Raw genomic sequence first — 25,555 nt, forward strand, 5'->3', positions numbered from 1 at the left:
CTGGGAGCTCCGATGACGGAGCCAGGTTCATCGCGGCGCACGCTCCCGTGTTCGGAGGAGGTTTCACCAACCCAAGTCCCTACCCAGCGCGAATGGGCCGCGGCCGACAAGGAGTTGCGGTTCAGAAAGCCCGCTCCTCACGTCAGGTCAAGGGGCTTTGGTCTAGCTCGTCGAACAGGGGGTAGCTGACGATGCTCCGGGACCTGAGGACCTTCAGGGCTTTGCGTCGGTACGCAATGAGGAATTCGACCTGCTTCGGCGTCAAGGACTCGAGGTCCACCGCTGGTGGCTTCTCGTAGTGGGTGAAGCGAAAGACCAGGGGAACAGACGCGATGGCGAGCAGCAAAAGCAGCCAGATGGGAATCACCAGCAGCCAGCGGTCGGATAGCTGCGGGAGCCTCGAGTACAGGGCCGCTAGCGAGCCGGCAGCGCACGCCCCTTCCATGGCGGCGATCCCGAGCAGTGTCCTGCTCCATTGCCGGTGAGGCGTGGTCAGCCAGTCGACCCACCAGTGCAGAACCGTAAGACAACCCGCGAGGAAGCCAGCGGCGCAGAAGATCTGCAAGCCTGCTTTGAAATCCTCGGGCCTCACCCGGAGAACCACCAGAAGTACGATGCCGGACACGATCAGCCCGCAGATCATCACCACGTATGACGCCGCGACCAGGAACTTGCCGAACCACGACCGGCGTTCGTGCCGCTCGCACCGCGCCAGCTCGATCGACGCAGACTCGCGTACTACCTGGTTCAGTTCGTCGGGCTCGAACTTCGCGAGTGGATCAAGGATCGTGGCCCACTCAGCCGCATCCATCGCTGTCGCCCGAGGCACAGCCAACCCCTTCCGTCTCCGCGCGAGGCTCGGCTGGAGCCGTATCGCTTCCTCATACGTGGGCGTAACGTTATCCGTCAAGCGAGGCGATTTCACTGGCACCGCCGAGCGGATCGCGTAGATGCAGGTCGGCGTGTTCCTGCCCGATGCGTCGAGCGAAGTGGTCGCCGACGGCGAACATGTATTCGCAACAGTTGATCAGGCAGTGGTCCGCATCGCTCTGGTGAGAGCGATGCGGGTTCACCGGACTTACTGGTTCCTCCACAGCTTGACCCTGTTGGCGGCGATCGCGAGGACCATCGGAATGATCGTCAGTCCCTCCCCCGCCCCCGCGTGGACCGGCCCCATGTAGTGCTGCGCAGTGGGATGGGACGACGCATACCCCACCGTCGCGATGGTGCTTGCCAGGTCCGCTTCCGCCTTCTGTCCCTTCAGGCGGGCTTCGACTTCATCCTTGATTTCCGTACGCTCGTCGGCCTTCAAGCGCTCCTCGACGTCGTGCTCCGTCCTCGGCTTACCGGGGTCGCGGCCCGACAGGCGCGCCGGAGCCGGGCCATCGTCGGCGGCGCGGCGGCCGGCTCCTCCAGGCGCCGCGCCGAGACCGCCAGCGACGGCGACGCCGGTCCAGTCCACGCGTCTGGTGGTGGCCAGCTGCTCGGCGGCGTCGACGCCGGCACCGCTGACGAATCCGGCGATCATACGACCGCCGACTTTGGCGCCGAAGGCACCTAGCGCTCCGGCGATCTTGCCCGCGACGACACCGCCGACTCCGCCGGTGACGACGCTGAGGGCGCCTTGGAGCGCTCCTTGGCCAAGGGAACCGAGGGCGTCCTTGAAGCCATGTATGTTGCCTTGCGCGGCATCCTTGCCGAGGTTGATCAACGCCATTGCGCCGACGGCGCAGGCCACTGCGCCGGCTCCGGCAGTGACCGCGGTGCAGGCGATGCCGGCGGCCACCCCGGCGACGATCGCGCCGATCTGGATGAGGGTGTCCTTATGCTCCTTCACCCATTTCGCGGTTGCGTGATAGGCGTCCTTGACCTTGTTGGCCGCTGCTTTGACGGTCTTGGTGACCTTGGCGACGATCCGCGAACCGGCCTGCTTGATCCGGTGGTACGCGTTCTTGACCTTGCTCTTGATGTGGTTGATGTGCTTGGCGACACTGTGCTTCACCCGGTGGTACGTGTGTTTGACCGTGTTGACGGCTTTCTTATAAGTCCTCTTCGCGTAGTGCACGGCTCGGTAGACGGTGTGTTTGACCGACCGGTACACCCGGTGAACGGCTCGGCTGACCTTGTGCACCGCCTTCTTCACATGATGAACGACGTGACGCACGACGTGGGTGGCCGCGTGCCAGTAGGACCGGGCGTGGCTGTAGGCGTAGTGGTACGCCGTGTGGGAGACGTACTTCGTGACCTTGTGGACGGCCTTCTTGACCGCCTTGAACGGGTTCCAGCCCCAGTGCCCGGTCGAGTCGATCGTCTGCAGCGGGTTGCCGTCGCCGTACTGATAATGGTTGGCGTCGATGGAATCCGGGATCGGGTCGTTGTCGACGGTGTCGCGGTTGTCGAACTGCCCGGTCGCCGGGTTGTACCAGCGAGCGTGCATGTTCACCCGGTTGGCGACACTATCGGTCCACTCCGACTGATAACCCAGATTGCCGACCTTGCCGGCCGTCGCGCTCACCGTGCCGAGCGGGTCATACGTCGACGACCCGGCCAACGCCGCCCCGGTCGAGCTGAACTGCCCCACCAGATCCGTATGCAGATCCGCCCACGCGAACACCCCGGCACCGGAAGTCGGCTTGACGCCGAGCACCCCACCGTCGGGATCCCGGCTGTAGGTCGCCGCCCCGTCCCCGGCCACATCATTGTCCAAACCGGAATATGCGAGGCTGGTCGAGCCGGCCGCCAGCACCCGGCCCAGACTGTCGTACGTGTACGCCTGCGACCCGATCGCCGTCTGCTGCCCGTACGCGTCACTCGTGAGCGTCTGCGTCGTCGACCCGGCGACCGTCGACTTCAACGTCCCCCGCGCGGTGTAGGAGTACGTCGTCGACCCGTCCCCGACCAGCTGATCGCGCTCGTCGTAGACCTGCACCTTCGCGCCGATCAGCGTACGGTTGCCCGACGCGTCGTAGGCGTAGCTGCTGGTGGTCGTGCCGTTGTTCCACGACGTCAGGCGACCGGCCCAGTCGTAGGTGTAGGTGTTGGCCGCCGACCCGGCGAACCCGGTCGTCGTCTTCGACGTCTCCCGGCCGTCCAGGTCGTACCCGTACGCGATCGAGGCGACGGTCGCGCCGGCCGAGGTCTTCAGCGTGTCCGAGGCCAGGCGGCTGGCGCTGTCGTAGCCGAAGCTGCGGGAGTCGCCGGTGCCGTAGGTCTGCTTCGTCAGCCGCGACAACCCGTCATAGGTGTACGACACCGATTGACCGGTGGCCGCATCGGTGACCCCGGCCAGCCGATCCACCGTGTCATACGAGTACGTGCTCGTCCCCGAGGCGTCCGTCCGCCCCGACATCAGCCCGTCACCGTTATAGGTGAAACTCGACGCCCCCGACGGACCCGACGCCGTGGTCAGCAACCCACGATCGCTGTACGCGAACGTGTCCGTCCCCGACCCGGCCTTCATCGACGTCAGCTGCCCAGCCAGGTCGTAGCCGAACGTCCGATCCGCCGTGGCCACCTCCGCCCCCGAACCGGACTGAGCCGTGAGGTTCCCGACGACGTCGTAGCCGTTCATGATGACCACCCCGCCCGGCTGGGTCTGCTTCACCGCCCGCCCAGCCGCGTCATACGAGGTCGTCCACGTCCGGTCGTTCGGATTCGCCGACGTCGCCGGTTCGATCTGCGACTCCAGCAGACCCCACGAGTTGTATGTGGAGATGTGCCTGTTCCCGCGCCCGTCGGTGTACCGCGTCCGGCGGCCCTGCACGTCGTACCCGAACGACGTCGTGATCGACGCCGTCGCCGAGACCGGCTGCGTCTGGCCGGTCACCATCCCCGTCGCGTCGTACGCAAAGGTCGTCGTTCGCCCCATCGCGTCCGTGGCACTCAGCTGGTTGCCGTTGCCGTCGTATGCCGCCGAGATCTTCGAGATCAACCGACCTGCCGAGTCGTATGCCTTGACCATGGTGTTGTTGCCCGGCTCGTCGTAGACCATCCGGCGCTTCGAGCCGTCGGGCGCGGTGCCGGTCACCTGCCGGCCCAGGTGGTCGTATGCGTACTGGGTCGCGTTGCCCGCCGCGTCCGTCTGCGTGATGACGTCACCGGCTGCGTTGGCCGTGTAAGTGACATACGACCCGGACGGACGCGTCGCCTTCTGCAAGAACCCGGTGCTGCTGTATGCGTACGACGTGGTGAACGTGCTGGACGTGGACCGCTCGAACCGCGAGTCCGTGATTTTGCGCCCGAGATAGTCGTAGGTCGACTCGCTGCTCGCGCCGAGCGGGTCGACGGTTTTGAGCAGCTCGTCGTTCAGGTCGTACGCGTACGTCGTCACCGCGCCGTTGGGCGTGACCGTCTTGGACAGACGGCCGAACTGGTCGTAGGTGTAGGTGGTGACCTTGCCCAGCGCATCGGTCAGGGAGGCGACGTTGCCGGACCCGTCGAACGTCCGGGACACGGTGGCGGTGATCGGCGAGCCACCGGGCGGTGTGTAGTTCGGGAGTCGGGTGCTGACCGGCTGGCCGGACGCGTCCCGGGTGATCACTGTGACGTTGCCGTCGGGGTCCCGCAGCTCGACCTCGTCGCCGAAGGTGTCGAAGCCGGTCGTCGTCACGGGACGTGATGACACCGGCGTGCCGCCGTTGGACTCGGCGTTGACCGGCGCGCTGGTCGTGACCACGAGGTTGTCGGACTCGTCGTACTCGTAGTACTCCGTGTTGCCCAGCGGATCTTTCTCCGACAACGGCAGGCCACGCTGGTCATATGTGTAGCTGGTGCTGCTGATGACGTCGCCGAGGGCGCGGACCTCCGACCATCCTCGGCCGTACAGGCTGGACACGTCCGATGCCGACAGCGGCCGCTGGTAGACCTGGACCTGGGCGATGGACCCGGTGAACGGCGCTTCGGTCGCCCCGTTGTACTTGGAGCGGCCGATCGCCAGCGACCCGCTGGACGCTATCGGGGTGGGGTCGGCGGCCGTGCCCTGGGCAGCCCCATTGACATAGAGCGTCATCTTGCCGTCGGGGGCGTTGTAGACACCCACGAGATGGGTCCACGTGTTCAGGGTGGGTGCGGCGGTGGACTGGGCCGTCGCGGAGGACGCCGCGGTGGTGTCGCTCAGGTTCCGGGTGAACGACCAGCGGTTCTCCGTCTTCAGGTACTGCAGCTCGAAGCCGGAGCCGACGTTCGCGTCCTGCGACACGACGGACTGGATCGCGGAGTTCGCCCCGAGCTTGACCCAGGCCATGACGGAGAAGCTCTGCGTGGTGTCCAGGACGGGCTCGGAGGTGGTGGCCCAGCCCGTACTGCCGTTGAACGCCGCGGCGCCGCCGGACCAGGTGACTCCGCTCGTCGCGGTCGCGGTGAAGTCGTGGTCGGAGCTGTCGACCGCGCTGGTGCCTTTGGTCGCGTTGAGCTTCCACCAGCCGGCCGGTGACAGCGGACCAGACGAACGCACGAAGTCGGACGTGACCCGGCCCGCAGTGTCGTAGGTGCTGCCTACGGCGCCGAAGTAGCCGGTGTAGTCGCCGTACCACTTCATGGTGACCTGGTCGTCGTTGTTGTAGGAGTACAACGTCTTACGAGCGACGCCGCTGGGATCCAGCGTCTCCTCGGTGACCCGGCCAACGGCGTCCACCGCGTACGCGGTCTCGGTGGCGTTGTTGTTGGTGACTTCCCGGATCACGTTGCCGGCCGCGTCGTACTGGGTCTGCTCGGCGATGTAGGACTGGCTGCCGTCGGCGTTCTTCTTGACCACCGCGACCTGGAGGTTGTTGTCGGTGTAGAGGAATGCCGTGACGAAACCCATCGCATCGGTGATCGACGCCAGCCGGCCCGCCGGGTCGTACGCCCGCGACTCGGTCACGAGGTCCCGGGCGGTGACGGGATTGTTCGGGTCGCCGGTGTAGCCGACGAGCGTGCTGGTCAGCAGATGCCCGTTCGCGTCGTATGCGTACCGGGTCTCCACCCCCGTCTCGTCGACCTCGCGCGTCAGGTTGCCGTAGAGGTCGTACCCGAACGTCGTCACCTTCCCGGTCGCGTCGGTCGCCGTCGCGATGTGACCCAAGGCGTCATAGCTGTTCTTCAACGTCCGGGCGGCGTCCCCACCGGTCGCATCGCCGACCGTCTGCTGAGTGATCTGCCCGTCATAGTTGTAGGCCGTCGTAGTCACCGGAGTGTGGACCGCGCCCGTCACCCGGTTCGTCGTCGCCGGATCGGTCTGCTGAGAGATGCGCCCGAGCTTGTCGTAGACAACGCGCGACACGACACCGTTCGGGTACCCGTCGGAGATCTCGGTCTTCGACACCACCCGGCCCAGCCCGTCATATCCGAGCCTTGTCACCAACCCCGCCGGATCGGTCACCTGCGCCACATCACCATTGGCGAAGTAGGTGGTCGTCTGCACCTGACCGCCTGGCGAAGTGACCCGCCAGGGCAATCCGGCCGGGGCGAACCCGCCGTCGGCCGCCGCGATCGTCGTGCCGTCGGTGTAGTCGGTCTTGGCGATGCGGCCGAGCGCGTCGGTCGTCTTCGTCTTGTTGCCCAGCGCGTCGTACTCGAACTTCGTCAGATACGTGTTGTCCGTTGGGCCGGCCGACCGGCCGTCGCGTACCTCGGTCAGCTGGTCGTTGCGAGGATCGAGCGCCGAGGCGCTGTTCAGGAAGTAGGAGTAGTAGACGGTGGAACATCTTCCGGCCGAACGATCCTGGCAGGTCTGCTCCGAAACCGTGTTGCCCCGCCCGTCGTACTCGCTGGTGGTCACGTTGCCGTTCGGGTCGGTCACCGTTCGCAGGAAGCCGTCCTTGTACCCGTACGTCGTCTGCCGCTCGACCCCGCCGTCGGCCCAGATCTCAGCGACCTGGCGGCTACCGTTGTCCACGTCGTAGAGATAGGTGGTCGTCGCATTCAGCGGATCGGTCACCACGATTCTCTTCGCGAGCGCCGCGCCCGCTGCGGTCGCCGACGCGTTCTTGCCCGCCGCCACCTGATCGGCGACCTGTGCAGCGGTCAGCTGCGAGGTGAAGAACGCGAACTCGCCGATCGACCCCGGGAAGTAGCCTGACGCGTCCCCGTCGTATCCCGTCCAGACGGACGACCATTTCCCGGCGCCCAGGTAGGCGTACACGGGCGTGGTGGAGGGTGCGACCCGGGCCGCGTTGCGGGTGCCGACCAGCGTCCCGTCCAGGTAGAGGGACTGGCTGGCGCTGCTCGCGGCCAAAGCCACGTGGTGCCACTTACCGTCGGCCACCGAGGCCGCGGTGGTCAAGACGTTCGCGGCGCTTCCGGTCCAGAACGCCCCGCGCAGCTTGCCGTCGACGCCCACATACAGCGCCGGCACCCAGCTGCCGGCCGCGTCGACATCATCCATGGGCATGCTTTGGTACGCGTAAAGCACCCCGCCCTTGGTCGATCCCGACGGCATGCTGAACCACATCGACACCGAATTCGGCGAGGTTCCGGGGACCTCCGTCGCCGGCAGCTCGACGTAGGAGGCAGTTCCGTTGAACTTGGCCGCCGTCGCGTCGGCAAACGGGCCGGGCGAGCCGAGGGTCACCGTGTTGTAGGTCGCCACCCCGCCGTTGACCTCGTTGACCGCCTCGGAGACGCCGGTCTCGGTCATCCGCAGATAATCTGCCGGGCCGCCGGAAAGCACTGACGCCGCGTAGATCTGTGACGACCCGGCCACCGTCGGGTTGCTGATCTTCCAGGTGCCGTTGTGCTCGTCGATCACCTGCGTCACGACACCGCTGACCGGATCGTAGGAGATCTGCGCCGCCGTCGCACCCGAGGGACGGATGATCTTCGTCAAGGGGTGCGCGGCCGCCGAAGCCGCTGCGCGCAAGCTCACGACGTCGGCCGCGGTCAGCGTCCGGTCGAACAACGCCACATCCGAGATCGATCCGGAGAAGTAGGTCGCGACGGCCTCGCTGGGGTGCGGCTGATCGGGCCAGCTTCCGCCGATGAACCCGGCTCCGACGTACTCGTGCGCTGTGCTGTTCGCGTCAGCCAGTTTGATCAGGCCGGCCAGCGTGCCGACCGCAGTCCCGTCGAGGAAGAGCGTCTGAGTGTCACCGGCCGCCGCGAGCACCACATGGTGCCAGGCGCCGTCGGTAACCGGGCTGGGTGAGGTGATGGCACTGGCCGAGGCGCCGTTCCAGAATTCCGCGTGCAGCTTCCCGCTGGTGCCGACATACAAGGCCGGAACGTAGTTGGCGGCAGTGGTGCCGTTGGTAATCGGGTCCTTTTGATAGCTGAACAACACCCCTTCGGGCGTCGTGGTCTTGAACCACATGCTCAGGGACTGGTAACTCGCCGCGGTCACCAGCTTGGCCGGCATTTCGACGTAGGAGGAGGTGCCGTTGAATCCGGCCGCTGTCGCCGAGGATCCGGGCAGCGATCCCGCCTGACCCAGTGTCACATTCTTGAATGTCGCGGCGTCGGTGCCGGCGTTGTCCAGCACGGTGCTGGCCGCCTTGGCCGCTCCCGCCGCCTCCGACAGCCGCCAATACGAACGTGGACCCGCGTCCAGCACCGCAGTCGGGTATTGCGTGCCAGTCCCGTACTCGTAGGTCGTGCAGTGCGTGGCGTCGGTCGGCGGGCACACCCTCATGAGCTGGTCACCGCTGTAGGCGTACGACCAGAGGGAAACGGAGCTGGAGTCGCCCGCGACGGCCGGGTCGGTGTAGACCGTGGCGACGTGGGCCTTGCTCGCGCCCGCGGGCGTCGACCACGTCAGATGCAGCGTGCGGCCGGAGGCCGACGTCATGGTCTCGACCCGACCCGCCGCGTCGTATGCGAAGGTCAGCGCCCGACCCGCCGAATCCTTGATCGACGTCAGCCCGTAGACCGCGTTCGAACCCGCCGTCCCCGAGACGAGCCGGGTGAACAGATACGTCGTGCCGTCCTTGTCGAGCAGCGAATACCCGCCGGTGACCGTCGTGAGCACGGAGAACCGGCCCGACGGCGGAGTGAAGCTGCCATCGGCGTTACGTCCGAATGCCACCTCTGTACCGGTCGGATACGTGATGACCGCTGTCTTCGCGTTCGCCGTCGTGTACCGCTCGACGACGTTGGCGTCGACCACTGTCGACCAGCCCGCGCCGAACGCCAACCCCGGACGCGGGTCACGGCTGTTGTAGGACCGCTGGATCGCTAACGCCGGCCCGACTGTGGCGACCTGCGCGTCCATCGCCTCCGTCGTGTAGTTGCCGACACTTGGTTCGAACCCGCGGCCGCCGCCGTCCTGCGACAGACCGGACGTGACCAGCGGCTGCGGTGGTGGTGTCGACAGCGGGAAGTAGTACGCCACGTTCAGCGGATCCGGGCTGCTCGCCCATCCGTCGTAGGACACGACCCACCAGTAATAGGTCTTGGACCAGTGCAGCTTCCCGGCTGGCACCGTCCAGCTCGACGAGCTGGTCCATCCCGACGTCGCCACCAGCGCACCTGACGCGTCGTTGACCTTGAAGTTGTACTGCATGGCCTTCGGCCACGCATCCGGGTCATGCCCCCGTGCCAGCAACTCCGGGGTCAGCGAGGTCGCCTGGTAATCGCGCGGCGGGTACTGCGCGTCGATCTGCGGAGCCTTGTTCGGGGTGTAGGACACCGACAGGAACGGCGCGCAGGTGTGGCTGTCGCAGACCGCCCCGGACGGGCCGTTGCGCGAGGTGAACCGCTTGAAGTCGGTCGTCTGGGTCGGCGAGGCGTTGACCAGCAGGCCGTTATTGGGGATCGTGCCGTTGAGCCAGCCGTCGAGCGTGGCCTTGTCCACCGCCACGCTCGTCCACTCGCCGACCGTACGGTCACCACCGGTGTTCGCACACGCCTGCGCATAGCTCGTCGGTGTCTGTGTTCCGATCGCGGAGCTGAACGCCGGGCCGTCATAGTTCACGCTGCCATAGCGGACGGTGCTCTGCGTCCAGGACTCGTTGACCTGATGAACCGTGTACGGCTGTGCGGTGCAACTGCCCTGCCAGGTCAGGAACAGGTACAGCCGAGCCGACGTGATCCGCAGCCCGCTGAACGTGCTGCTGAAACCGGAGAACGCCATCAGCGCCTTGCCCCGATGCGTACCGGCGTCCCAGGTGCCTACGGCGAGGTTGTCCTCGCCGGAATGGTCCACGTCGTTGCCGTAGTACATGTATGTGTCCGAGGTGTTCATGAACTCCGCGGTCGGGTCGACCGTCACGGGGTAGACGCGCTCGGGTGCGGTGAGCCACTGCTCGTCCGCGATCACCTTCAGGCCGACGCCGCCGCCGACCTCGACCAACTCGTAGCGAACGGCATTCGATGTGGTGAACTCCCCACTGGCGGTGTCGAACTTGGAGTCGTGCATCAGGCCCGGCGGGATGCGGCCCTTGACCGCCCCTTTCGCGTCGGTGAGCACGACACCACCGTCGGCGTCGAGCGCGGGGACGAGACCGTCCAACCGGAGCGGGAAGACCCACTCGTGCACGGCGCCCCGCCGCTGGAGCACGATCGACTCCTTGACCCCGCTCTCCCGGGACTCCACCACCACGTCGGTCCCCGGCAACACCCCGGCATAGGTCACCGAGTACGCCCCGGTCTGCGCCGGAACACCGGACGCGCCCTGCAACGAGTAACCGAACTCGACGCCGTCGAACGACGCCGACACCAGCCGCTGGTCGTCGCCGCGACGCGCGAACTGCAGCCCCAGCCGGTTCGCCCGCTGGCCCAGCCGCTCCCCCACAGCCGTCACTCGGGCGTCGATCTTCTGCCAGGCACCCTTCGCGTCCTGGAAGTTGACGGTGCCTTGGGACACCTCACGCGTGTAGGAGCCGTCTGGGTTCACGAACAGGTCGGAACCCGCAGTCGAGTCCTTCGCGCTACGCACGCTCCGGCCGGGTTCGAAGCCCTTGATGTCCGGAGTCGTCAGCTGCTGGACCCTGCCGTCCTGCCGCTCGGCCGGCGTCGAGTCCGGTGCCCGGCCCGCCCCGCCGGACGCCTTCGTGGCGGCGTACCCGACGTAGTGACCCTTGCCGGCCGCTGTCCCGCTCTCCTGCGCGGGACCGATCGGTTGCCCTCCCGCGAACGCCGACGGCGCCGTCAGCCACGACCACAGCCAGCTCATGTGCACATCCACCGGGCCGAATATCGTAGCCGGTTGCGGAATTGCGGTGACCAGCAGCATCACCGCGGTGAGGAGGAGGCCGAACAGCACACGACGGCGACGACGGTCCACAACGGACTCCTCTCGAGCGCGGACACCGTAGTCCGAGTCGGGAGAAAGTTAGCGGTTGATGAATCGATTAATCAAGAGGCAGAATGCAGCCCGTCGTCCGCCACTCGCCGGGACCTGGCAAAGTTCGAAAAATTTCCATCGTTGGACGGAAGGTCACTGCGACGATGTTCCATTTTTCTATCGGTGCCGGTATAGATGTGACGGATTTTCACGTGCCCGGACGAGGACCCCGGGCTCGAAGAAGGAGGACCTATGACCAGACCACGGCAGAAATCGCTGCTCGCGTCAGCATTGGCAGTGACGTTGGCGGTCACCACAGCGATCGCGTTGGGTGCGCCAGAGGGGCCGACCGCCGCTCAGGCGTCCACCGGCTCGTCGTCGTTCAGCCTGGCCGACCCGAGCACCCTGCAGGCCAAGGACGGCACCTACGTCACCTACGGCACGACCGTCGGCTCCGGCGCCGGCCCCCGCTGCGGCGCCCAGACCGGCGTGACGTTGTACGTGCCCTTCCTCAACCACGGATCGGGCGACACCGTCAGCATGTCCGACTGCGTAGCCGGCGACGCGCTGCCGTCTGGCCCCGGCTCGTGGGCCGTGGACAACGGCGCCGTCTGGGCACCCGGTGTGGCGCTGTTCAACGGCACGTACTACATGTACTACGCCGCGACGAAGGCCGGTACCAGCCAGAAATGTATCGGGCTGGCCACCTCCGGCGGAGCCAAAAGCCCCTTCACCAACAAGGGCGAATGGGCCTGCCCCAGCGGCGGCCGGTGGGCCATCGACCCCAACCCATTCGTGGCGAACGGCAAGCTCTACGTCGCCTACCGCGACGACGCCATCACCTCCGGTTCAGAGACCGGAATCTCCATCGTGCAGGTCGGCTCCGACGGCTTCGCCCTCTGGAGCACCCGCCGCGACGCGCTGAAAAGCACCGACCTCACCTGGGACAGTGCCAACGAATCGGGTAGCACCCACGTCATCGAGAATCCGTCGATCTTCGTCGGCGGCGCCAGCCACTACTACCTGCTGTTCTCCGGCAACAACTGGAACAGCGCCCGGTACGCGACCGGCATCGCCGACTGCGGAACCAACCCCATCCCTGCCAGCCGTTGCACCCTGCTGAAAGACGGCGCCAACCAGCCCTACTTCGGCTACACCGGCAGCGGAGGGCTCGGCCCGTACCGAGGACTGCCTGGCAACCACACCGGACCCGGCGCAATGGCCGCCTTCTACACCGAAGGCAACCGCCGCTGCGTCGTCTGGGCCTGGTACGACGCGGCGACCGGCAAGCGCCACCCGATCATCGGCGAACTCAAGCTCGACTCCGGCGGCTTCTACGTCGAGTGACAGACCGGCGATCCACGCGCTTGCCCCGCAGCCGCTTCATGGCGCTCAGGTCGGAGCCGCCCAGGGCACACGCGGAGATGGCTGGCGAGTATTCCCGTGCCGGTCAAGCGGGCTGCCCTTACCTGGAGCCCCGGGCGACTGGCGCGCTTTGAAGGGCGTAACCCGATCGCGAGAACCAACGTGAAGTGCCTTTTTCCTACTTCGTATCCAATCACGCATTGACAGGAGTCAAACTTTGGCCAGCATGATGAACAGGCGTAAGGCCCTCGCGCTCGGCGGCGGCGTGCTCGCCGGCGCCGTCGCGGGCGCAGGCACGGCATCGGCGGCGACCGACTGGTTCCGGCTGCCGGTGATCACGGCGAACGTCGGCCGGGACAACCTCGGCGCCCGCGACGCCGCGTTCGACGCTGTACGCAACGCCGACGGAGACAACCGGCCGCTGGTCTGCTTCCAGGAGATCAGCGAGGGCGATTCCGGCGAAGAAGAGATGATCGACCACTACTTCGGCCCGCTCTACACCAAGGCCTTCCTGCGCCACGAGACGTCGTTCCGGATCCCGATCTGCGTCGGCAGGCCGTGGATCGTCGTGTCCAGCCGAACCCAGCGCGCGCACGGCGGAATCACGGGCGTGACCCCACCCCGGTGGTTCAACGAGGTCGTCGTCCAGCATGAGGACCATCCGGCCGTCGAGTTCGCGGTGCTCAACACCCACTACATCGCGAACGCGTTCAACGGCGACCAGCGCACGGACCTGCGCGACGAATGGTGGCTGATGCGGGACATCCACAAGGCCAGGGCGCTCGCGCACCACAACGCCGGCAGGTTGGTGATCTGGGGCGCGGACACCAACCGCCCGGACTTCGGCACCGCGTCGGATCTGGCCGCGGAGCAGAAGGCGTTCGGCACCGGCATCGATCGCCTGCACTGGCTGCCCGGCAACGGTTCCGTACAGATCACGCTGAACACCACCAAGACCGTCGACATGAACGTCGACTCGCACAACGCCCGCCTGGCCATCTTCCACGTTCGCGCCGTCTGAGGCCGAATGACGCTTTCAGCAGCGACATGTGAGGGAGTTTGATCAGCTCATCTGGAACGCGACTCACCGGACGTCGGTGTGGTGCGGATTCAGATTGTCTGATCTGGGGGTCGAAGGTCGGCACGTCCGCCCTTCGACCCGCCGGGCGCGGTGCTGGCGCACATGGGTGGTCGAGCGCGCGACAGGTGCTCGGTGCCTGCTAGCGTGATCGTATGGGCAGACGAGTGACCTTGATCGACGTCGCTCGGCACGCGGGGGTGTCACGAACTACTGCCTCGTACGTCATCACCGGCACGGGTCGGGTGTCGACGGCCACTCGGGAGCGCGTGCTGGCGTCGATCGACACACTCGGGTATGTCTATAACGAGGGTGCGGCGTCACTGCGCCGAAAGGGCCGGACGATCGGTGTGATCGTGCCGAACATCGACCGGCCCTTCTTCGGCGAGGTCCTGATCGGGGTGGAGTCGACCTTCACCGACAGCGGTTACATGTCCTTGATGGTGTCGACGCGCGATCAGCTCGACCAGCAGGCGCGACTGCTACGGATGCTGCGCGAGCATCAGGTGGCGGCGCTGGCCATCATTCCGGCCACGGGCAGTGACCGCGAGCTGGTCAACGCCATTCACTCGTGGGACGTGCCCACGGTCTTCCTGAGCCGCTACATCCCCGGGTCCACCGAGCCCTACGTCGGCTCCGACGAGGTGCGGGGCGGATATCTGGCCGCGGACCACCTCGTCCGGGCGCACCGGTGCCGGTCCATCAGCTACATCGGCGGCCCTGAACTCGGCGTCGCGCGAATCGACCGGCTCGACGGCGTACGCAGGGCCCTCGCCGAGTCCGGCACCGGCGTCAGCCTTGTCGACGTGACCAGCGAGTCCACCGTAGAGGCCGGCCTGCGGGCAGGTCACGCGCTGGGCCGCGGCGAGCTGCCGGACGGCGTCATCTGCCACAACGACAGCATCGCGATGGGCGTCGCCCGGGCCTTGTATGAGCAGGGCCGCGCCGGGGCCACGCGGATCATCGGCTATGACGACGTCGCCGCAGCGCAGGCGTCGGTGCCGTCCCTGACGAGCGTCGCGACCAATGGCCGGCTCCTCGGCGAGACGGCCGCCCAGGCGTTGCTCGCGGTCATCTCCGGCGCGGAGCCCACCGTGCGATCGCACCTGACGGAGCCGCGGCTGGTTGTGCGGGAGTCCTGTGGTGACCACCTCGAGGACCGCTTGACCAGGTAGGCGTCGTCGACGCATCGGGCATGTCAGTGCTGCCGGTCGTCTCGTCGTCGCAGCATCCTGGCAATGCTCTTGACACAGGCGGATGAGCCTGGTTTCCTCGTGCGGACGTGGTGAATCGATCCACCATGGTTCACCCGGTCATCCAACCGATGTCGACGGCACGTCTTGACCACGTGAAGGAGGCGGGCATGAGGCGGCTCGCACCCAGGTTCACCGCCCTGTCAACGCTGGCGGCGGTGGCAGTATTCGCGACGGCGGGCTGCGGCTTGTCCAGCAGCACGTCGCAATCGCCCGGCCAGACCACGGTCACCGTCTACTCCCCCCGTCCGAGCAACATCACCGACTACGTGGTCAAGGAATTTCAGGCAGCCCACCCTGAATACAAGGTGCAGCTGCTGACCCTCGGCGCGCAGGAGGTCGCCGACCGGGTCAACGCCGAGAAGGCCCAGCCCCAAGCCGACATCTGGTGGGGCGGCACACCTTCGCAGTTCGAGGGCGCCACAGCCAAGGGCCTGCTGACGCCGTTCGGCGCAGACGTCCTGGCGCGAGTCCCGGCCAAGTTCCACGGCACCGGCGACGCCTGGCTGGCCGAGCAGCAGCAACTGCAGCTCATCGCGTACAACCATGACGTGATCAAGGCCGCGGACGTTCCCAACGACTGGGCCGACCTCATCCTGCCGCAGTACAAGGACAAGATCCTCATCCGTGACGTGGCGCCGTCCGGCACGATGCGCAGCGTCTTCTCGGCCCTGATCTACCAGCAGTACGCGAAGACCTCCTCGCCGCAGGCCGGCTACGACTTCCTGAAGAAGCTCGACGCCAACACCAAGGACTACGCGGCGAACCCCTCGGACCTCTACCTGCGCCTGCAGCGGCAAGAGGCGGCCCTGACGATCTGGAATCAGCAGGACATCCTCGCCCAGGCGGCCAAGGGCGCGCCCTTCTCGGTCAAGGTCCCTGCCTCCGGCACCCCGATCAACCTCGACGGAATCGCGAAGGTCAAGGGCGGCCCGAACGCCGCCGGGGCGGACGCGTTCGCCGGCTTCCTGCTGTCGGACAAGACCCAGGCCTGGCTGGCGAAGAACGCCTTCCAGATCCCCACCATCGCGATCTCCGAGAAGCCGGACTGGCTGGCTCAGCTCACCTACACGGAGCTGCCGGTCGACAGCAAGGTGGTCGCCGCCAACTCCGACACCTGGATCCAGCACTGGATCGACAACATCAAGAACCGTGGCTGACGCCGGCCGCGTTCGCCAGGCTTAACGGAGCGCACATGATCCCGATTCGACTCGACCGCGTCAGCAAGACCTACGCCGCCTCGCCCGAGGCAGAGCCGGCGATCTCGGCCGACCTGACGATCCAGGCCGGGGAGTTCTTCACGCTCCTCGGCCCCTCGGGCTGCGGCAAGTCGACGCTGCTGCGGATGGTCGCCGGTTTCGTCGCGCCGACGACGGGCTCCATCTGGTTCGGCGACCGCGAGGTCACCCGGCTCGCCCCACACAAACGCGGGATCGGGATGGTCTTCCAGAACTACGCGCTGTTCCCCCACATGACCGTCGCCGAGAACGTCGCGTACGGGCTGAAGATCAGACGGGCAGCGAGGGAAAGCCGCGACTCGCAGGTGGCCGCGGCGCTGTCGATGGTGGGCCTGGACGGCATGGGTGGCCGCGGCATCGACCAGCTCTCCGGTGGCCAGCAGCAGCGGGTCGCCCTCGCCCGCGCGGTCGTCATCCAGCCGGATCTACTGCTGCTCGACGAGCCGCTGTCCAACCTCGACGCCAAGCTGCGCGAGGAAACCCGCACGCAGATCCGCGAGGTACAAGAGACCAGCGGCACCACGGCCGTATACGTCACTCACGACCAAGCGGAGGCGATGGCGATCAGCGACCGGATAGCAGTTCTCGCCGACGGTCGCGCGCACCAGGTCGATGAGCCTCGCCGCATCTACCGCCAGCCGGCCACGTCGTTCGTGGCCCGCTTCATCGGCCGCAGCAATGTCCTACCCGTGACAGTGGCCGCCGTCGGCGACGGCACCGCCGACGTGTCGCTCGCCGGCGGCAGCCGGGTGATCACCGTGCCGCGGTCCGCTGCCATGAAGGTCGCCGCCGGGTCCACGGCAGAGCTTTCGGTACGCCCACAGGCGCTCCGGCTGGTCGCCGAGTCCGAGGCGCTGCTGCGCGGCGAGGTGAGTCGCGTCGAGTACCTCGGCGCCACCGTGACCGCCACCGTCGACGTCGGCGGGTCCACTGTCGTCGTGTCGGCATCCGATGGACAGACTGCACCCGAGCAGGGTGAACGGGTCAGCCTCGGCGTCGACGAGACCAGCACCTGGCTGATCCCGGAATGACGACCACCGACGTTCAGACCTTGCCGCCAGCCGAGGCGCCACCGGCCGGCGAGATCCCTGGCCGCGAACGATCACGGCGACGACTGACCGCCGGCGACCGGTTCATCTACCTGCTGACCGCGCCGGTCTTCCTGGTCATCGCGTTCTTCGTCGTGACACCCATGCTGCACACGGCGGCTGCGAGTGGGCAGGGGCAAGGGCTCTCCGCCAATTACGGAACCTTCTTTTCCGGTAGCGCACGGACGGCCCTGGTGTTGTCGGTGGGGATCTCGCTCGGCTCGGTCGTGCTGTGCGCACTGGTCGGCACAGTGCTCGCGGTGCTGCTGACCCGGTTCGAGTTCCCCGGCCGCCGAGTGCTCGAAGTGCTCGCCGTGCTGCCGATGGCGTTGCCGCCCCTGATCGGCGCCGTCTCGTTCGTGCTGCTCTTCAGCGAAACGGGCATCGTGCCACGGGCGGCGCACGAGCTCCTGGGCATCAGCGCCGCAGCCGTGTCGGTCCGCGGTGTCGCCGGTGTCCTGCTGGTGCACACCTTCACGATGTATCCGTACTTCTACCTCACCGTCGCGGCCGGACTGTCCGGGATGGACCCTTCCCTGGAGGAGGCGGCGCAGAGCCTGGGCGCGCCGCGCTGGAAAGTCTGGGCGAGCGTCGTGCTGCCGATGCTCACCCCGGCGTTGGTCTCCGGCGGTCTGCTGACGTTCATGCGGTCCATGGGCTCGTTCACCGCACCCCAGCTCTACAACGTGCAGACCCTCACGATGCAGATCGTCGCCACGCGTACGGGCGGCATGTACGAGCTGGCCGCCGCGCAATCGACGGTGCTTGCTGTGGTCTCGATCGCCTTCCTGCTGCTGATGCGGTGGTACCAGGGCCGGCGGATTCATCGCAGCCTGTCCAAAGGCATCCAGCGGTCACGGACCCAGACGCGGGGCATCCGATCCGCGTTGGCTCTCGCGGGCAGCGTTGTGCTGAGCCTCGTGCTGCTGGCGCCGATCGCCGTCATCGTGCTCGTGTCGTTCTCCGTGGACCGGACCTGGACGATCCAGGTTCTGCCGCCGGACTACACGTTCGCCAACTACACCCGGATCTTCACCGATCCGGCCAGCCTCCTGCCGATCAACGTCAGCGTTCAAACGAGTCTCGTCGCCACTTGTACAGCCGTCGTCATCGGCGCCGCGGCCGCCTGGATCATCGCGCGATGGCCCGGCCGGCGAGGCGGCTCACTGCTCGACCTCGCGGTCATGCTGCCGTGGGCGTTGCCGGGCACCGTCATCGGCATCAACCTGGTAACCGCCTTCGGCGGGGACTCGCCGTCGTCGCTGGGGCTCATCCTCGTCGGCTCGATCGCAATCCTGCCGGTGGCGTACTTCGTCCGATTCATGCCGCTGGTCTTCCGCTCCACCAGCGCAGCGATCGCCCAGGTCGATCCATCCATCGACGAAGCCGCGCAGTCCCTCGGGGCTTCGCCATTGCGGGCATTGCGCACCGTCGTATTGCCCTTGATCGCAAAGGGAGTCATCGCGGGCGCCCTGCTGGCCTTCGTCGAAGGCGTCGGCGAGTACGTCGCGTCGGTCATCGTCTACCCGGTGGGCTTCGCGCCGCTGTCAGTGGCGATCTACCAGCGCATCTACGCGGCCGACTTCGGCACGGCATCGGCGTACGGGACGCTCCAGATCGTCTTGATCTTCATCATCCTGGTTGTTTCGAACCGGCTCGAACACGGGCGCCGACGACGGCGCTCCATGGGGGTTTGACAGCGTATGACCGCCGGCCACACGACCGACGAACCGATCCCGACCACACCGACCATCGCCGAAGCGGCAGGCAAGGCGACCCGGTTCACTGACTACAATCTGCCCGACGCCGGCATTCGGCCGTTGTTCACGACGGAGAGCGTCTGGCAGGCGTGGCTCGACGTCGAGGCGGCGCTCGCGCGAGCCCAGGCCAAGATCGGCATCGTCCCGGCCGAGCAGGCCGCGATCATCGAGGACGCGGCTCGGCTGAGCCGCATGGACACCCAGAGAGTACGCCGCGCGCTGGCGGAGCAGGAGCATCCGCTGATGCCGCTGATCTCGGAGCTGGTCCGGGTCGCCGGCGACGAGGCCGGTGGCTACGTCCACTGGGGAGCCACCTCGCAGAATGTCATGCAGACTGGACACGCGCTGCTGTTGAAGCGGGCGCACGCCATCGTCTCCCGGCTGCACGCCGACGTTGTCGCCATCGTCGCCGATCTTGCCGAGGACAACGCGGACGTGCTCATGGCCGGTCGTACGCACGGCCAGCATGCCGTGCCGATCACGTTCGGATTCAAGGCGGCGGGCTGGCTGGACGAACTCGTCCGGGCGCATCAGCGCAACAACCTCGCCATCCAGGCGTGCCTGACCGTGATGATGGGCGGTGCGGTCGGAACGTTCGCCGCCCTGGGAGAGCCGGGACCCCACGTTCAGGAACTGATCGCCGAGGACCTCGGCCTCGACCCGATGCCCGTGCCGTCGCGGGCGCTGCTCGATCCCTTCGCCGGGTACGTCTCCGCGCTGGCCGTCGCCTCCGCGACCGCAGCCCGGATCTGCGCCGACGTCGCCACCTTAATGCAGACGGAGTTCGGCGAACTGAGCGAGCCAGTGCCCGACGGCTCCGTCGGCAGTTCGACGATGCCGCACAAGCGCAATCCGAAGCTCACCTACGACGTCTTCCAGCTGTCGGCAGAGATCCGCGCCCTCGCCCCGGCTGCGGTGGAAGCGCTCGTCCGGCCGAGCGAGGCCGACGGGGCAGCAACCGCCCTCATGACCGACGTTCTGGAACGATCGCTGATCGCCATGGGAGATCTGCTGGTGCGGCTGCGCCGCATCCTCGGCGGGCTGGAGATCTTCCCGGATCGCATGCGGGACAACGTCCGCCTGACCGCCGGTCTCATCTCCTCCGAGGCGATCATGATCGCGTTGGCCGAGTTCGTCGGCCGGGATCACGCCCACGCCATCGTGTACGACAACGCGACGCAGGCGGCCCTTGCCGGTCGCGACTTCCTTGACCTCCTCGGCCGCGATCCTCGCGTGAGCGACCAGCTCGACACAGCCCGCCTACGCCAGCTCCTCGATCCCGCCGCCCACACTGGGCTCGCCTCAACGATCGCGCGCGACACCGCCTGGCGCGCCCGGCAATATCTGAGTGCCCGCACCACAACTCCCGCATAGACATGCCAGCGTGGGCCGATCATGCGTCGTCTGCCGGAGCAGCGTGCCATCTGGCGCGTCGTGGGCTACACACCACCTAGAGCATCCTAGGCAGCCAGGTCGAGCCGGTCAGGCCTCCTGCTTCGGTGCGGGGTCATCCGTCCGCGTCCGGCGCGCCGACACCGCAGACCTGCTCACCGGCAGCCCGCGCGTGCCGTTCGTGTCTGCCGCGGACAGATCGACCGGGCCGACCGCATCACGGAGATCCGCGAAGGCGAGATTGGTCTGCGTCAGGTCGGCGGCGCAGAGCACGGCGCCGCGCAGATTCGCAGCGCGGAGAATCGTGCCGGACAGTCGCGCCTCGCGGAGGTCCGCACTCGACAAGTCGCCCTGCTCGATGTCGGCACCAGACAAGTCGGCACCCCCCATCAGCGCCTTGGTGAGCTTGGCGAAGGTCAGCTGGGCGTCGATCAGCGTCGCGCCGCGCACGTTGGCGCCGCTGAGATCGGCCTTGGGCAGCGCCACCCGTGTGAGGTTCGCCTCGACCAAGTCCACATTGCTCAGATTGGCACCGATCATCTTCGCGCCGCGCAGATCGGCCTCCACGAGGTCAATGCGGCCCGTGTCCTGCGAGGCGTCACGACGGCCGATGACCTGGAACGCGGCCCGCAAGTCGGACCGCAGCACCCACCCATTGGTGTCGCTGCGGGCGCCCTCGTCATGGCTATGCCCGCGCAGGAACGCGGCCAGCACCTCCATGACGACCGGGTGGTCTCGCGCGGAGTCGCGGGCGATACGCTCCAGTGCATAGATGCCGCCCAGGCGGACGTCCAACTTATCCGAGCCGAGCTGCTCGATCGCCTTGCTGAAGCGATCGGTGACGTGGCCCTGCCGGGCAGTGTCGGCGTTGCGCGCGCTGAAATAGACCGCGAACAGCGCGGCGATCCCTGTGGCAACAGCGAGCGTCCGGCCGCGGACCGCATCGGCGGCAGCCGCTAGGTCCGTGCCATGCAAGCCGCTGACACCGTCGACGTGCTCCAGCCACCAGGACGCGCCGGGACCGAACATCCAGCCGAGAAGCGCCACAAGCACCAGACCGGCGACGGCGACAGCGATCGAGCGAGGCCTCATGATGTCCCTCTCGGAGCCGGTTCGGATATTCCGCGGCTGTTCGACCAAGCCCGGACGCCACATGATAGGCACGCAAACGGCTTACAATAGGTCGTCGATGCCCTCACCTCGACACCGGGAATGCACCCCCCTTGCCTGACGAATTCCGTCGACCCGGTGTTGGCGGCGCTAGTCTCCGGCCCCAGCACCGCACCGATGCAAGGGCTGCGACCGGGCTCCGCGCTACAAGGCGGTAACACTCACCTCCCCGCGATGATTGGCTGAAACTTTGTCGAGGTGTTGGCGCGCGGACCCGTTCGTTCCGACGGTCGCGTCATGTGGTCGCTGCGTTGACGTCGGTTAGCCGGAGCAGGACCACGCCGCCTACGATGAGCGCGAGTGCGAGCGACCTGAGAAGGCTGACGGGTTCGTGGAGCCAGATCATTCCGGCGATCGCGGTGCCGAGCGCTCCGATGCCGACGAAGACCGCGTAGGCGGTGCCGACGGGAACGGTCTTCATCGCGACGTTGAGGATCAATAGGACTGCGATGGTCAGTACGCCGCAGACGACCGTCGGGAGCGGTTTGGTGAAGCCTTCCGTCAGGCGGATGCTGTGCGCCCACGCGATCTCCAGAAGCCCGGCCGCGACGACGGCGATCCAGCCGATGCTCACGAGAGGTCCAGCCGGGCGAGTTCGGTTCGCAGCTCGTCGGTGAGCTCGAACGACAGCGCAGCAAGGTTGGCCGCCAGGTGTTCCGGCTGCGATGAGCCAGGAATGACCGCCATTGTCGGGCTGTGGTCGAGGATCCAGGCCAAGGCGATCGTTGCCGGCGATACGCCGGCGGCCCGGGCGACAGCCTGCAGCGGCGAGCCTGGCCCGACCAGAAGGCCGTTGCCGAGCGGGCGGAACGCCAGATACGCGATGCCCAGCTGTGTCGCGGCGTCGAGAACATCTCGACCGGCATCGAGTCCTAGTCGAAACTCGTTCTCTACCGACGCGATAGGCGTGACCGTCTGAGCACGCTCGAACAGGTCGAGCGAAACGTTCGAAACTCCGACGTGGGCGACCAGCCCTTCGTCCTTCAGGTCGGCCAGCGCGCCGACGGTGTCCTCGAACGGGATTGTGCTGTCCGGCATGTATCTCGCGTGGACCAGCGACAGCCTGTCGATGCGGAGCTGGCGAAGGTTGTCGTGCACCGCGCCACGGATCGCCTCTGGCGTCGCGTCGGCGGTGAAGCCACCGTCGGGGGTTCGGCGAGCGCCCACCTTCGTCGCGATCAGGACCTCGTCGGGGTAGGGGGCGAGCGCCTCGGCGAGCAGCCGGTTCGCGATCTCGGGACCGTAGTACGCCGACGTGTCGATGAGCCGTACGCCCTGTGCAACCGCACTGCGAACTACGTCCTTGCAGGCCTCGGGATCGACGGGGCTGCCCAACGCCTTCGGTCCGCTGAGCTGCATCGTGCCGTAACCGACGCGTCCCACCTCGTAGCCGGCGATGGTGATCGTCGTGTTGCGCATCGCGCCTCCTCCAATAAGTGGACACCGTGTCCAGATACCAGACGATACACGAAGTGGACGAGGCGTCCAGTTAGCATGGGAGGGTGAGGAAGAAGCTGCTCGACACATCGCCGCAGGAGCGAGCCGACGCGGCCGCGAACCGACAACGCATCTTGGCCGCCGCCGAACAACTCTTCGCTGCTCAGGGGCCATCGATCACCATGTCGGATCTCGCTGCCGCCGCCGGCGTCGGACGAGGCACGCTCTATCGGCGGTACCCCGACGTCGCCTCGGTCGCCGTCGCCCTGCTCGACGTCCATGAGCGAGCATTGCAGCAACAGCTTCTCTCCGGACCGCCACCACTCGGTCCAGGCGCCTCACCCGACGAACGGTTGACGGCCTTCTACGCGGCCATGGTCGACATGTTGGAACAGCATCTGCCGCTCGCCCTGGGAGCCGAACTGGGCGCCGCCCGTTTCAGCACCGGCGCCTACGGGTTCTGGCGAACCTTCGTCGTCTCACAGATTCGAGAGGCAGGGGTACGCGACGACGCACTCCCCGACGTGCTGCTCGCTCCCCTCGCCCCCGAGGTCTACCAGTATCAACGGCACGTACGGAAGCAGTCAGTCGCCGACATCAAGAAAGCACTCGGTCGCCTTGCAGCGGTCCTCACGATAGACAGAACCTGACGTCCGTCGGGAAACTCCGCGTCGGGCCGAGGTGTGCCGTGGCGAATCAGAGACGCAGAGTCAGCCCACCCCGAACCCGCGCCCGACCGGACCGGCGGCGAGTGCCCTTCTAGCTCACAAGACGCTGGAGCATTCGACACCACCCGCGCTCAGGCAAAGGGCCCACGACTGATGCGCCCGGTTAGAGCCGCCGACCCGGTGTGGACGATGCCAGGGCGGAGCGCCCTTCCGGCCGTAGGTCGGCACCCCCGCCGCGGGGCTGAACAGCTGCAGGGTGTCGTCGCGCGGCGGGGTCGGCACGGTGTCCTCATTCCTGGTCCTCAGTGCCGGCACCGCACCGGATGTCGTCCGGCCACGCCAATGGCACGCCGAGCGTGTCCGCCAGCATGTCCTGCAACTTGCGCGCGTCGGCGGGGTCAGCCCAGACCTGCGCGGGCGTCCGGTCATTCTGGAGGCAGTAGGCCGCCAGCGCGCCCACGGCCTCTCCGATGGACCACTCCACGGGATGCAGGCGATATGCGCCGTTGGTGATGTGTGTCGTGCCGATGTTCTTATTGGCGGGAAGAAGGTTGTCCACCGTGGCGGGGATGAGCGCGCCCAGGGGAATCTGGAAGGGGAAGCAGCCGATGTCCACGTAGTTGCGCCCGGCGGTTGAGGGGTGCAGGTCGATGCGGTAGTAGCCGATACCGACGCTGTCACGGAAGATCTCGGAGCCCGCGCCTCGGCCTCGCATCTCTCGGCCGATGTGCGCCTCGGTGACCGTGAACAATGCCTTGACCCGGCGCGATTCGCGGATGTACGGCTCTTTGGCCAGCCCGTCCAGTGTCCCCAGGACGTCACCGCGCAGGCGTAGCCCGGGATAGCCATGGCCGCCGTCCGCCCGTGGCGCCTCGGTCTGCATCCAGTAGACGAACGACAGCGTCAGCTCGCGTGCTTCCCGCAGGGCGGCCCGGCGCGTGCCGTCGTCCACGCCGAGCAGCGGCCGTCGCCAGTAGTCGGTCTGGGGCCAGTTGATGAGTGTGATGTCCTCGCCGCGGAAGCTGTGGTCGAAGTGCTTCCGGGCCAGCACTCGGCGGTAGTGCCACATATCGCGTTCGCTGCCGTGGACCGCAGCCTCGGGCTGCCCGGCGAAGATGGGCCGGTGCCGCTCCTCCAGAGTGATGGGGTGCACGTCGGTCCACGACAGCTGAGATCCGGGCCACCGCGGGTCGACGGTGTCGCGCCAGTCCCGGTAGGACATCGGCTCTTGGATCACGTGCGACTCGCCCGGGCGGTGGTCGACGGCGGCGCACCAGGTGATCGCCTGCTGGTCGAGCGGGTCTGCCTGATCGGGCGCGTGCAGTTCACCGGTCTCCCCGACGGACTCGGCGCCGATGACGTGCGCGATATCGGCGAACTCGAGCAGGTCGCCGAGCTCTGTGGCGTCCACGACGAGGCGTCCGGTCAGCCGTTTGTCGTTGCCTTGCCGGTCGCGCAGAGTCACCGAGGTCACCCGGACGGCATCGCGGGTCGCCGCGACAGGCCGATGCCCGTACAGGATCGTCAACGCTCCGCTGGCGATCCATGGCGCCAGCATCTCGGGCAGCACCGCGGCGGCGACCCGCGCCTCGTGGCACAGCGCGGAGACGAAGCCGTCGCCCGGGTTAAGCCGCTCGTCGGCACGTGCCTGATCAGTCAGCGGGTAATTGCGCCGGTAGTACTCGCGGATGCGGGTACGCAGTTCGCGGTAGCCGGCGGAGGCGAGGTCGCTTTCGATCCAAGGGTGCTCGTCCGGCGGTACGCCTTGAGTAGTGAGCTGACCGCCGAGCCAGTCTCCATCCTCGGTGAGCACAGCGGTCCGGCCGAGCATCAGAACGGCACGCGCGGCAGCGACGCCGCCCAGGCCGCCACCGATGATGAGGACGTCTGGTTGGTTGGATGTCACGTC

The 25,555-nt window shown here is 67.1% G+C and carries 14 protein-coding genes; 8 read left to right on the forward strand and 6 right to left on the reverse strand.

Going from position 1 to position 25,555, the window contains the following annotated elements; translation table 11 throughout:
* Positions 1-142 precede the first annotated feature (142 nt).
* Together AB0M47_RS06855 and AB0M47_RS06860 are read right to left on the reverse strand one after the other, a co-directional pair.
* Complete coding sequence (locus AB0M47_RS06855) at positions 143-811, reverse strand: hypothetical protein (protein WP_363409599.1); 669 nt, start codon at positions 809-811, stop codon at positions 143-145.
* Between the two features lie 267 nt (positions 812-1,078).
* Complete coding sequence (locus AB0M47_RS06860) at positions 1,079-11,197, reverse strand: LamG-like jellyroll fold domain-containing protein (RefSeq protein ID WP_363409602.1); 10,119 nt, start codon at positions 11,195-11,197, stop codon at positions 1,079-1,081.
* A gap of 252 nt (positions 11,198-11,449) precedes the next feature.
* Between AB0M47_RS06860 and AB0M47_RS06865 the strand changes: the two genes are divergently transcribed.
* The 7 genes from AB0M47_RS06865 to AB0M47_RS06895 all read left to right on the forward strand — a co-directional run bounded on the left by AB0M47_RS06865 (position 11,450) and on the right by AB0M47_RS06895 (position 20,353).
* The gene (locus tag AB0M47_RS06865; RefSeq protein WP_363409605.1) at positions 11,450-12,544 is read left to right on the forward strand and encodes a family 43 glycosylhydrolase; all 1,095 of its coding nucleotides are present in this window, start codon (positions 11,450-11,452) and stop codon (positions 12,542-12,544) included.
* 244 nt (positions 12,545-12,788) lie between these two features.
* A complete protein-coding gene (locus tag AB0M47_RS06870) occupies positions 12,789-13,583 on the forward strand; it encodes a hypothetical protein (protein ID WP_363409608.1) in 795 nt (264 codons plus the stop codon).
* 212 nt (positions 13,584-13,795) lie between these two features.
* Complete coding sequence (locus AB0M47_RS06875; protein ID WP_363409611.1) at positions 13,796-14,815, forward strand: LacI family DNA-binding transcriptional regulator; 1,020 nt, start codon at positions 13,796-13,798, stop codon at positions 14,813-14,815.
* A 188-nt stretch (positions 14,816-15,003) separates the two neighbouring features.
* On the forward strand, positions 15,004-16,053 hold the full coding sequence (locus AB0M47_RS06880) for an extracellular solute-binding protein (RefSeq protein ID WP_363409614.1): 1,050 nt from the start codon (positions 15,004-15,006) through the stop codon (positions 16,051-16,053).
* Between the two features lie 35 nt (positions 16,054-16,088).
* Positions 16,089-17,162 (forward strand): ABC transporter ATP-binding protein, encoded by a 1,074-nt coding sequence (locus tag AB0M47_RS06885; protein WP_363409617.1) that lies wholly within the window; start codon positions 16,089-16,091, stop codon positions 17,160-17,162.
* The gene (locus tag AB0M47_RS06890) at positions 17,159-18,916 is read left to right on the forward strand and encodes an iron ABC transporter permease (RefSeq protein ID WP_363409620.1); all 1,758 of its coding nucleotides are present in this window, start codon (positions 17,159-17,161) and stop codon (positions 18,914-18,916) included. Before AB0M47_RS06885 ends, AB0M47_RS06890 begins: the two co-directional genes overlap by 4 nt.
* Positions 18,917-18,922: 6 nt before the next feature.
* The gene (locus AB0M47_RS06895; RefSeq protein ID WP_363409623.1) at positions 18,923-20,353 is read left to right on the forward strand and encodes an adenylosuccinate lyase family protein; all 1,431 of its coding nucleotides are present in this window, start codon (positions 18,923-18,925) and stop codon (positions 20,351-20,353) included.
* A gap of 108 nt (positions 20,354-20,461) precedes the next feature.
* Here AB0M47_RS06895 and AB0M47_RS06900 read toward each other — a convergent pair whose 3' ends face one another.
* From AB0M47_RS06900 to AB0M47_RS06910, 3 genes are all read right to left on the reverse strand, one after another.
* A complete protein-coding gene (locus tag AB0M47_RS06900; RefSeq protein WP_363409626.1) occupies positions 20,462-21,511 on the reverse strand; it encodes a pentapeptide repeat-containing protein in 1,050 nt (349 codons plus the stop codon).
* 265 nt (positions 21,512-21,776) lie between these two features.
* Positions 21,777-22,115, reverse strand: coding sequence for a multidrug efflux SMR transporter (locus AB0M47_RS06905; protein ID WP_363409629.1), 339 nt, complete (start codon positions 22,113-22,115; stop codon positions 21,777-21,779).
* A complete protein-coding gene (locus tag AB0M47_RS06910) occupies positions 22,112-22,960 on the reverse strand; it encodes an aldo/keto reductase (protein WP_363409632.1) in 849 nt (282 codons plus the stop codon). Before AB0M47_RS06910 ends, AB0M47_RS06905 begins: the two co-directional genes overlap by 4 nt.
* Before the next feature lie 83 nt (positions 22,961-23,043).
* On the opposite strand from AB0M47_RS06910, the gene AB0M47_RS06915 reads away from it, so the two are divergent.
* The gene (locus tag AB0M47_RS06915) at positions 23,044-23,628 is read left to right on the forward strand and encodes a TetR/AcrR family transcriptional regulator (protein WP_363409635.1); all 585 of its coding nucleotides are present in this window, start codon (positions 23,044-23,046) and stop codon (positions 23,626-23,628) included.
* Positions 23,629-23,935: 307 nt separating this feature from the next.
* Here AB0M47_RS06915 and AB0M47_RS06920 read toward each other — a convergent pair whose 3' ends face one another.
* Complete coding sequence (locus tag AB0M47_RS06920) at positions 23,936-25,552, reverse strand: FAD-dependent oxidoreductase (protein WP_363409637.1); 1,617 nt, start codon at positions 25,550-25,552, stop codon at positions 23,936-23,938.
* Positions 25,553-25,555: the final 3 nt, after the last annotated feature.

Source organism: Hamadaea sp. NPDC051192, from assembly GCF_040682475.1.
In the GTDB taxonomy this organism is placed as follows: domain Bacteria; phylum Actinomycetota; class Actinomycetes; order Mycobacteriales; family Micromonosporaceae; genus Hamadaea; species Hamadaea flava.

Bases quoted from the DNA above. Each gene is read 5' to 3' on its own strand.
- AB0M47_RS06890 (WP_363409620.1), top strand. From the start codon at position 17,159: ATGACGACCACCGACGTTCAGACCTTGCCGCCAGCCGAGGCGCCACCG.
- AB0M47_RS06910 (WP_363409632.1), bottom strand. From the start codon at position 22,960: ATGCGCAACACGACGATCACCATCGCCGGCTACGAGGTGGGACGCGTC.
- AB0M47_RS06880 (WP_363409614.1), top strand. From the start codon at position 15,004: ATGAGGCGGCTCGCACCCAGGTTCACCGCCCTGTCAACGCTGGCGGCG.
- AB0M47_RS06865 (WP_363409605.1), top strand. From the start codon at position 11,450: ATGACCAGACCACGGCAGAAATCGCTGCTCGCGTCAGCATTGGCAGTG.
- AB0M47_RS06875 (WP_363409611.1), top strand. From the start codon at position 13,796: ATGGGCAGACGAGTGACCTTGATCGACGTCGCTCGGCACGCGGGGGTG.
- AB0M47_RS06885 (WP_363409617.1), top strand. From the start codon at position 16,089: ATGATCCCGATTCGACTCGACCGCGTCAGCAAGACCTACGCCGCCTCG.
- AB0M47_RS06870 (WP_363409608.1), top strand. From the start codon at position 12,789: ATGATGAACAGGCGTAAGGCCCTCGCGCTCGGCGGCGGCGTGCTCGCC.
- AB0M47_RS06895 (WP_363409623.1), top strand. From the start codon at position 18,923: ATGACCGCCGGCCACACGACCGACGAACCGATCCCGACCACACCGACC.
- AB0M47_RS06855 (WP_363409599.1), bottom strand. From the start codon at position 811: ATGGATGCGGCTGAGTGGGCCACGATCCTTGATCCACTCGCGAAGTTC.